The organism is Globicatella sanguinis NBRC 15551, assembly GCF_001552295.1.
Taxonomy (GTDB): domain Bacteria; phylum Bacillota; class Bacilli; order Lactobacillales; family Aerococcaceae; genus Globicatella; species Globicatella sanguinis.
On sequence record NZ_BCQX01000082.1, the window covers coordinates 1 to 10,390 of the forward strand.

The window sequence follows — 10,390 nt, forward strand, 5'->3', positions numbered from 1 at the left end:
ACTGCGCTTTGAATTAAATAGATATGGCTGAACAGAATTTAAAAAGTTTTTGCTCAGCCTCTTGATTTTGTGTCCGACAACGAAATGCAGGCAGTTGGCGGATAAATGGATATTTATTATAAATCTCTTAATTTTGTGCCAAATAACAATACGCAGCCTATTACCGGACAAATGGATGTTTATAATAAACTTTCAAATTCAGCTTGTTGACTCGTAATATATTGCGCATCAATCACTTCAATTTCTATGTTTTGCACGGCATCTTGAACTAAAGCTTCAATGTCTAAGGATTCTTCTAAAAACTCAATTTTACCTTGACGTGGCTTTGTCTTTGGCGAAGATGGTGCAAAAACCGTACAACAGTCCTCATAAGGTTCATTACTAATATCATAAGTGCCTACTTTTTCAGCTAACTCAATGATTTCATTTTTATCAACTGCAATTAACGGTCTTAAGATCGGAGAGTGTGTCACCGAATTAATGACATTCATACTCGTCAATGTTTGACTCGCTACTTGCCCTAAAGATTCGCCTGTTACAATGGCTTCTGCCTGACGTTCAATTAACAATTGATCCATAATACGAATCATCATCCGACGCATGACGGTCATTGAATATTCATCGGGAACAGTTTCTTTAATTGCTTCTTGGATTTTAGTAAAAGGAACATTAATAAAATGAATGGGTTTGGCATGCTTCGCTAAAACTGACGTTAGACGTTTAGTCTTATCTAGTGCTTGGGGACTTGTATAAGGCGGACTACTAAAATGAACAGCTTCAATTTCCAATCCACGTTTAATCATTTGATAACCCGCAATTGGTGAGTCAAAACCACCTGACAACATCAATAACCCTTTACCACTGGTTCCATATGGTAAACCACCCAAGCCTTGATATGAGACTAAACTCAAGTTAGCGCCGGTATTTTGATGGATACTAATCGATAATGTATGGGTCGGGCGACGAAGATCAACGCCCATTTCTGGGTAACGTTCCCCAATCACATACCCTACTTCACGTTGTAAACTCATTGTGTCATACTGGAATGATTTGTCAGAACGTTTCGCTACTACACGGAATGTGTCTCCTTCATTAATCGTTAATTCTTCGAATAATTCCAGTGCTTTGTTCTTAATTTGTTCGAGGTCTTTATCAACTCGATGAACCGGCTCAAATCTAGAAATCCCCGGTATTGTCTTTAATATTTCAACAATTTCTGCAATGGGAGTGTGTTCCCATAATAAATGCATGAAATCATGATTGACAGTAATTTTAATATTTTCTAAATGTTTGGTTTGAAGACGAATATGTTCGGCTAATCGTTGTTGAAAAGACTTACGATTACGACCTTTAGTGGATAATTCGCCATAATGAATAACTAATTGATGCATACTAACTCCTTATTGATAATTTTTTACTATTTGAAGCGACTAAGCTATATATTTTCGAGTTGAATCGACCATACTGAGATTGTTTTACTTTTTTATGGTCTAAGCTGATATTCTTTTAGCAATGAACCGCCTATACTGATATTTTTTACTATTTGAAGCGACTCATTTGATCTTTTTTAAGCAAATTTAGCAGTGACTTTTTCAATAATTTTAATGAGTTCATTTACTTGCGTGCTAGTAGTCAAACTCGACATACTCAGGCGTACTGCCGATTCTGAAATGTTATCAGGAACCCCCATTGCTTTTAGTGTCGAATGCACTTGATGTTTGCGGCTTGAACAGGCACTCGTAGTCGAAATCATAACGCCTTCCGTTTCAAATGCATGCACTAACACCTCGCCAGGAATCGACGGATAGGCCACACATAAAATATGTTCACTAGCCGATGCTTCGGCAAATATTTGCCAATTTTGTGCTTTAAATGCTTCGATTAAAGATTGACGATATTTAGCCAGGTTTTGCTTCACTGCTTCTTGTTTTGTACTTGCGAGACGTAATGCCTTTGCGGTCGCTACAATACTAGCTAAATTTTCAGTACTACTGCGTAATCCTTTTTCTTGACCGCCGCCATAAATAAAGGGCTGTGTGTTAACTTTCTGTTTTAAGGTTAAAATCCCAGTCCCTCGTCCCGCATGAAATTTATGTCCCGATAAAGTCATGGCATCGATGCGCGAATGATGTAACAGAGATAATTGGGTAGTAACAGCTTGCACAGCATCAACATGCCAAATGATTTGCGGGTATTCTGCCAATAATTCAGCAATTTGCTTCAAGGGTTGAACTGCGCCTACTTCATTATTTACTGCCATCGTTGATATTAATAGGACATCTGAATCCAACTGCTCTTTTAATGATTCAAGATCAATTTCCCCTTGTGGGTTAACATTGATTCGTTCAACCGTATAATTTTCAGACAAAAGTAAATTGATTTGCTCATATACCGAGGGATGTTCAATGGCTGAAATCAAAATCCGTTTTGCGTTTGGCCGATGCTTACTCAATTCTCGTACTACCGCTTGTAATACCCAGTTGTTGGCTTCAGTCCCACTAGAAGTAAAATAGACTTCGTTCGTTTTGACTTCTATGATTTCAGCTACTTGTGCGCGTGCTTGTTCTAATAATTTTTTTGATTTAACGCCTAATTCATGTAAACTTGATGGATTTGCAAAATATTCCTTTGATACTTGTAAATAGGTGTCTAATACCGATTGATCAGGCATTGTGGTAGCACTATTATCAAAATATAACATTCATAACCTTCCTTCATGTGATGTCTGTGCGATTTAAAAACGATTAGACGGTACTTGATCAGTACTTATCTAATCGTTTCAAATCATTAATAAATCCGACTTTGTTTTTCTTTATGATACATACGACGAACTTGCGTTGGTGCATCTTGATCTACTCGGCGTAAAGCTTTTTCAATCACTGCTAAACTATCACCATAACGGAAATCTTGGTGGAATAAATATTGTGCTTCTCTAATGGCATCATCCACTTCAGGATAATCGTATCGGAATCGATTACTATGTTGAATCATGTATTCCGTTAACATGGCATTATCAATCGTTTGTTCCGTTAACTCTTCTAATTTATTTAAGTTTTCGACTAATCTTGATTCTAATGTTTCAATTTCAAACATGTCGATTCGTACTTTATTAAGTAGTTTCGCTAACTCTTCAATTTGATCAGTTACTTTAAAGAATAAGGTATAGTAATTATCATTTAATCCAGGTAAGTGATGCTTTTCAATTCTACGTTTATAATTACGTAAATCCATTTCATAAAGATCTAAGTTTTGTTTCGTTTCTTTTTCTTTATGATTCATATCCGATAAACCTTGGACTAACTTATTTTGTTTTTCATCAATTTCTTCAACGCGTTTCTTGATTTTCTTAATGTCAGATTCAACCTTAGTATAAATCACTGTATGATCATTAATTTGTCCAACAATATCATTGAATCGTTGATACTCATTGCGAATTTGTTCCGTTAATTCTGATACTTGATCTAATTCATTATTATGTAAAATATAACTTTGAGAAATGCGATCAACTTCAATGCCGGCATAACGGTTATTTTCAGAAACTTGGTCTAATTGCGTGCCTAATTGGTTAATATTCTTATTAACATATTCTTTTGAAGCAATTTCACTTTCCATCAATTCATATAACGAGTTAATTTCACGTTCAGATTTATCCATTTGCGTTCTTGCTTCAACTAAGTCTGCATTTTTAATTTTAATTTTAGCTTCATCAAGTAATTCTTGAACAGCATCAATTTCTTCAGGAATATTAATATCACCAAATTTAAAGTGACTTTCAACCATCTTTTGATAACCATCACGTAAATCTTCAATGGAATCTTCATATTTATTCTTAATTTGGTTATACATCGCTGGAATTTTTTCTAAAATTTCTTCTAAACTTGATAAATCCGATTCAATGACAGCGAGCATTTCTTTCGCTTCTAAATGGTCACCCGAAGCGGTTAATTCATTGTATTTAGTGAAATTTAATTCTAAATACTGTAAATTTTTCTCTAAAGTTTCAATGGCAGGACCATAATCAAAACTATGATTCATCACACTTTTACGTGCTGTATTGTAGCGTTCTAATAACGCTTCAATTTCTTCGCGGTTTTGTTCATCAACGCTTAATAGTTCTTTTAACGCTTCGCTCAAATCGTCCACTTGCGCTTCGGTTTCGTCTAACATTTCGCGAGCATCTTCTAAAACCTTTTTAGATTTTACAATGTTCATTTGATCGGCAAATTGTTCAGCCCCAACTAGTGCAGCCTCAATTTCAGTAAATTGGTAATTGGTAATAGTTTGCCAATTTGCGACTAAATTTTCGTATTGGCGTTTTGTTTGACCCGATAATTCCATATTTTTTAACGTAAATAATTGGTCAGGTATTGAAACTTCCATTACGCGATCTTTTCTTTTTTCTAATTCATTAATATCCTTTGCTAGTTGGCTCTTCATATAAAAGAAAACCCCATACCCAACTAACACCAGAATGACGATTATAAATAATATATCCGTAAATCTCAATGTCGTTCGCTCCTCTAATCCTTCAAAAATACATTTCTATCATTACTTTTCTACAAATGTACAGTCTATCTATTAGATTATATCATTTAAGCCATTGAATTAAAAGCATTCATTTCCATAATTTTACTAGTTTATTAACAGTAAATGATACAGTCTTAGTAAAACGCATTCAAAATATCGCCATTCCAGTATTACCTTTAATGACTAGGGAGCATCTCTGACTAGCATTAATTAACATAAAGTTCAATATCTTCCCTACCATTCATTCAATTCTCGTAAAAAAGTTAGACATTCCTTCACTTCAATTGTTCTATTAAAATTCTTGTTTACGCGATTTTTCACCGTAAACATTGTAAGTTTATCGGGCTTTTAATTACCTCGCTTGCATAATTCATAACAATGCGTATATTCGTTACTTTTTTATTAATGCAACTAATCACCGAACAACCATGATTTTAGATTGACCTTATGGGGATAATGCATGTCGAATGTTAATGCCTTTAAAGGGAATAACCATTATTTCAATGGCTCCATTGTCTGCAGTCGTTAGATAAGGGATTTTTTCTTGTTGTAAAAACACCGTGACTTCTTGATGAGGATGTCCATAACGATTGTTTTTCCCCACAGAAATAAGCGCCATTTCTGGTGCTGTTTGTTCAATTAATTGTTTACTCGTACTGGTATTGCTGCCGTGATGACCAACTTTTAACAGATTGATATCCAAATTAGGTGTGGTCATTAATAATTTCTGCTCCCCATTTTTTCCTAAATCTCCCATATTCAAGAACGAATGATTTGATAATTTTAACAAGGTGACAATTGAACTTTCGTTTAAATCTTCTCTTGGCGCATTGGTGTCAAACCATCCCCATAAAGTATGTGGGATAATCGTCTGCCAACCGGGCGCATCTAACATAGTTAATGGCAGCTGATTCTGATAAGGTGCCATCACTTGTTGCCAGTTTTGATGATGGAATCCTATATTGGAAATGACAATTTCTTTCACAGGGATGGTTTTGATAATTGCCGGTAAATTAGCAAAGTGGTCAGCATCAGGATGGGTAATGACAATCCCTTCTAATTGCCGAACGCCTAAAGCAGCTAAAGCAGGCAAAATGGTTTTCTTGGCATAATTTTCTTCTAGTTGATTTTCGGGATCATTTGCATCACGATTCCAGGAAACTTTACCCCCGACATCTATCAACCAGCCACGATTAGAAAAGGCAGCTTGGTATAATACAGCATCGCCTTGTCCAACATCTAATACTATTATCCGTTCAAAATGACATCTACCACTTATTAAGATTAATCCTATATAGCTGATAATGGTGAATTTCCACGCTTGTTGCCAATCCACCAACCATCTACCTGCAACTGCCATCAATACGATGACTAAAATCCAAGAATAATGACCGACTAATATTTTCGGTTGGAATAATTCAATCGGTTCAAGTAGAAAATCAAAATGCTGAACGAGTAGCTGTCCTTTTGGCGAAAAAGATAGGAGCGTTAATAATACAGCTAATGGAAAAATGCTCCAATCAAACACTTTGCCAATAATCAGACCCCAAATTAATTGGAGAGGATACCAATAATAATTATGTCGCATCGTAATGGGCCAAGTAAACAGCGTACAGATGATGGCTAATTGGATGGAGTGCGAAAAAGGTAAAGGTTTCGGAATTTTTTCAATAAAAATCAAACTATACGAGATTAAGAAACTTAATTGAAAGCCTGTGGATAACACAATTCTAGGATTGAACCAGAGAAAAGCTAAAACCAACAAACTTAAATTATCCATTCGAGAGAGTGACCCATATTTTTTCAGAAAGTGACTGCCAACACTTCTTACTACCCCAACTGGAAAACAGGTTAAAAAGGTATAGCCAATTAACAATCCATCTATTATCAGACTCCCTACCTCATTAATGATCCCCAAACGTCGTAATAAATAATCGATATTGTTTTTTATTAAAGTGACATGAAAACCTGAAATAGCAAAAAAATGAATGATGCCAAATTCTATTAAGCGTTCACGGTGCGTCTTATATTGAGTGGATGATAAATTCCAAATTAAGCGATTATAAAGACTGAACAAACGAATATGATCTAATTTTTGAAAATAATTTAACAATCGCCAACGCCAATTTAGAAAATAACTACATAAATTTTTAACCGCTTGGGCTCTTTCAATTGTTTTAATTTCAATTTGATAATCAATGTTTTGTGATTGTAAATATTTTTGATAATTGAAGCCACCAAAATTTCTAGCACCTTCTGGTATCGTCACACGCCCTTTTACTTCCAATAAGGTTAATTGATCCAATTGATGAAGTGCTGATAATTGACTCCCTTTAACATTGACAGTCAACCATTCTCCTTGTGACCATAGTTTGGCTCGTCCCGTTATATATTCTTCATCGCCATCTAAGTATATCGGATCTATTTGCAATAAATAAGTATTTTCCTCTTGCAATACTAGAGGTTGCGTGCGGGATCTAAAGGTGACTACACTACTGATGACAATGACGATGAAAACAAATTGTTTCACTATTTTAGTTAAAAACAGACAGCGGATAAAAAAGGCAACCCATAATAATCCCCATCCCCAATGATGCGTTAACCAAAAATTCTGAACAATAAATGCCATAATAGCCAGGAAAATCCATTGATTGTTTAAATATTTCATCTTAATTAACCTTTGTATCATTATCGTACCGAAATCATACTTGATAACTTATCAAAGGTCTTTTGACCAATGCCACTCACATTCATTAAGTCTTCAATTGTTTGATAAGAACCATTTTCCTCACGATAGTCGATAATTGCCTGCGCCTTTTTTTCACCAATACCAGGCAGTAAAGTCAATTCGGCTACATCCGCAACATTAATATTAATTTTTAATTCATTATAAGGATCTTCATCTATTTCATTAGCAAAATGATTGACCATCGAATACTCTTCTTCCAAGGTTTGATTGATGTTTGGCACCACTATCACCATTTGATCACTGAGTAATAAAGCTAAATTCAATTGGTCTTCATCGGCTTCATTGGTTAACCCTCCGGCAGACTCAATCGCATCCATGACCCTCGCACCATTCGATAATTGGTAAACCCCTGGATCTCTAACCTCACCTTTAACATCTACATAAATTATCATTTCTTGGGTTGTTATTTCCGTTGTTTCAGTAGTCGACATGGTTAAGAGGGCCTCATCCATTCTCGTCTCTCCGCTTTCTGATAAAAATGATACAGTTTCTGGTTGATTTTGAAACAGAAAATAAACAATACCTAAAATAAAAATCACAAGTACCACTTTGTTTTCTTTGAAAATATCGCTAATTTTATTCACAATCTCTCCCCCTTAGCTAATAGATTATTTCTTAACATGATCTTTCACGGCAAGTTATGATTAACTTATTATTATCTATAAATACGTAATCTATTGCGAATATACTATTTATTAAATTTTGTGAAATATTTTTCATTTTATTATAAAAATTATCTATGAAAGGCTTCACAACAAATTAATCCTATGCTATAATCTAGCTATCAAGTTTAGGAGGAATTTCACATGAAATTGTCAAAAATCGTTTTATCTAGTTTATTAGTGTTATCAGCTGCTACTGTAGCTGTTCCAGTAGCGACACAATTTACTGGTGATATTGCTATTGTTCAAGCTCAAGAAGAAGCTGTCACAATGCGTCGTTACTATACAGCCGCTCACGGAGACAAAGCTTTCACTGCTGTAACTGTTTTATTACAAGGTGACAAATTAGTCGATGCTGTAATCGATGAATTCCAATTCGTAGCTAAAGATGGTGGCTTTACAGCTGTTCCAAACTCCGATGCAGATTTTGGTGCTGGCTATGCTGAAGGACAAGTATTAGTAGGTAAATTAGACAACGATGAAGGTTATTCTAAATTAATGGCTGAAAAAGCAGGATCTACTGTCACAATCGGCGAAAACTTTAAAGCGATTATTGAAGCTACTAAAGGAAAAACTGCTGATGAAATCTTAGCTTTAGTAGAAGAAGTTGATGGATTAGGTGAGGATGGGAATGTATCTGATGTTGTTTCTGGAGCTACTTTAGCTGATACATCAGGCTACTTAAAAGCAATTGCTGAAGCAATAACTGAAGGTTATGAATTTGCAGGGGTTGAAGCTAATGCTGATAATTTAGTATTAAAACAAGAAATTGCGGCGCCTCACGGCACTAAATCATTTGCTTTAGTAAGTGCTGCAGTAGATGGCGATAAAGTAGTTGCTTCTGCTATTGACGAATTCCAAATCGTTGAAGCGGGTGGCGACTTTACAGGTGTACCAAACTCAGATGCTGAATTTGGAAAAGGAATTGCGGAAGGTTCAGTCTTAATTTCTAAGATTGCTAACAATGAAGGCTATTCAAAATTAATGGCTGAAAAAGCTGGTTCTACTGTCAGCTATTTAGATAACTTAAACGCGGTCGCAGCTTATGCTAATGGTAAAACAATCGAAGAATTAAAAGCTGGCATTGATGAAGTTGCAGCTTTAGGTGAAGATGGAAATGTAGCTGATGTTGTTTCAGGTGCTACATTAGCTGATACTGCTAACTACTTACAAGCCATTGTAGAAGTTGCTGAAAAATAATGGATTAATCAAATAATCTTTGCTAGGAGATAAGAGTGTGACTAAGATATCGTAATGAAATAATTTTCACTGCGTTCACCTACTCTTAATCAAACAGCATCATTGAGTGATAAAATTCGGTACTTAACCGGAAATTATCACTCAATTTTTTATGCTTCATATAGGACGCATCTCATAGATTGAATAACTTTCAACGACTACTGCACACGAAAAAACGACCACTGCACACGAAAAAAAGAGAGTGGGCGAACAGTAGAGAATCGATTCATTTTCTACTGCTTACCTACTCCCTATTCTCATAACATCCAAAAGATAATTAATAGGTCACCATTTATTCTACTTGTGTATCCATTACTAAGACCACAACCAAGCGAACATAGGCGGTATCGTCGACTCTAAAATCCGTTGGCGAAGCCACAACCTTAATGTATTGACTATTAAAGTTTTGATACAATTCAGCATGTGTTGAAGTTTCAAAAGCTCTATACAAATAATCAGCAAAGATTTCTGGTTTTAGCCAGGTTGAAAGATGGATATCGTCAGCAGCAATATATAATTCATAAAGATTCTCGCCTAATCGACTGCTTGCATGCTCCATTTCAAATAGGCTACGAAAATCTTGATCATCAATTGTTTGAGCACCTAAATAATGATAGTCTGCTAATTCGTTAATTCTTTGGTCGACACCTGTTGCTAAATGATAACCTACCGATAATATCGACCAGTTATTAGCAGCGCGTGTTTGATTAATTAAAGTTGTAAAATGCTCATTAAGCTTGTCGATATCCAGTTGTTGATTAAATTGTTGAGCTACTTCCTGTGCATGTAAATAATTTACGGAGGTTAACACTGCTTCATCAAGTGTTCTAGGTGATTTTGAAGTAGCATTTTCAGTACCAATTTTTTTACCGGTTGATTGATTGGAAATCTCTTGCTGGTTAGCCCCTAAAATTTGTCGAGTAATTTGAAGTCCCTTATCAACCTCTGAACGGTCTGTCTGACTCACAATCTCATGAATTGGTTGTCGATTGTTCCAAAATAGGAAGCCCCAAACGAATATAATAAATAAAAGTTTTATTAAATTAGAAATTATTTTATTCATTCAAATGCCTCCTTGATGTTTTCTTAAATTGTATCAAAGTGTTATTGAAAGTCTATAACTATTCGATTACAAATTAAACAATCCATCGCTGCTACTCGATTTAATCAATAAAAGGGAGTAGACCAGAAGTTGAAAATTGAATAATTTTCG

7 protein-coding genes are annotated in these 10,390 nt (G+C 35.2%); 1 reads left to right on the forward strand and 6 read right to left on the reverse strand.

Features of this window, described 5'->3' with window-relative positions:
• Positions 1-179: 179 nt before the first annotated feature.
• The 5 genes from thiI to GSA01S_RS07420 form a co-directional block, all read right to left on the reverse strand.
• On the reverse strand, positions 180-1,391 hold the full coding sequence (gene thiI / locus GSA01S_RS07400) for a tRNA uracil 4-sulfurtransferase ThiI (protein WP_066126257.1): 1,212 nt from the start codon (positions 1,389-1,391) through the stop codon (positions 180-182).
• Positions 1,392-1,567: 176 nt separating this feature from the next.
• Positions 1,568-2,701, reverse strand: coding sequence for a cysteine desulfurase family protein (locus tag GSA01S_RS07405; RefSeq protein WP_066126258.1), 1,134 nt, complete (start codon positions 2,699-2,701; stop codon positions 1,568-1,570).
• 86 nt (positions 2,702-2,787) lie between these two features.
• Positions 2,788-4,506: a septation ring formation regulator EzrA gene (locus GSA01S_RS07410; protein WP_066126260.1), complete on the reverse strand. Its 1,719-nt coding sequence runs from the start codon at positions 4,504-4,506 to the stop codon at positions 2,788-2,790.
• 466 nt (positions 4,507-4,972) lie between these two features.
• Complete coding sequence (locus tag GSA01S_RS07415) at positions 4,973-7,156, reverse strand: DNA internalization-related competence protein ComEC/Rec2 (protein WP_169792687.1); 2,184 nt, start codon at positions 7,154-7,156, stop codon at positions 4,973-4,975.
• Between the two features lie 59 nt (positions 7,157-7,215).
• Positions 7,216-7,860: a helix-hairpin-helix domain-containing protein gene (locus GSA01S_RS07420; RefSeq protein ID WP_066126263.1), complete on the reverse strand. Its 645-nt coding sequence runs from the start codon at positions 7,858-7,860 to the stop codon at positions 7,216-7,218.
• Positions 7,861-8,082: 222 nt separating this feature from the next.
• Here GSA01S_RS07420 and GSA01S_RS07425 point away from each other — a divergent pair, with 222 nt between their 5' ends.
• A complete protein-coding gene (locus tag GSA01S_RS07425; RefSeq protein WP_066126264.1) occupies positions 8,083-9,138 on the forward strand; it encodes a hypothetical protein in 1,056 nt (351 codons plus the stop codon).
• Between the two features lie 331 nt (positions 9,139-9,469).
• Here GSA01S_RS07425 and GSA01S_RS07430 read toward each other — a convergent pair whose 3' ends face one another.
• Positions 9,470-10,240: a hypothetical protein gene (locus tag GSA01S_RS07430; RefSeq protein ID WP_066126265.1), complete on the reverse strand. Its 771-nt coding sequence runs from the start codon at positions 10,238-10,240 to the stop codon at positions 9,470-9,472.
• Positions 10,241-10,390 lie beyond the last annotated feature (150 nt).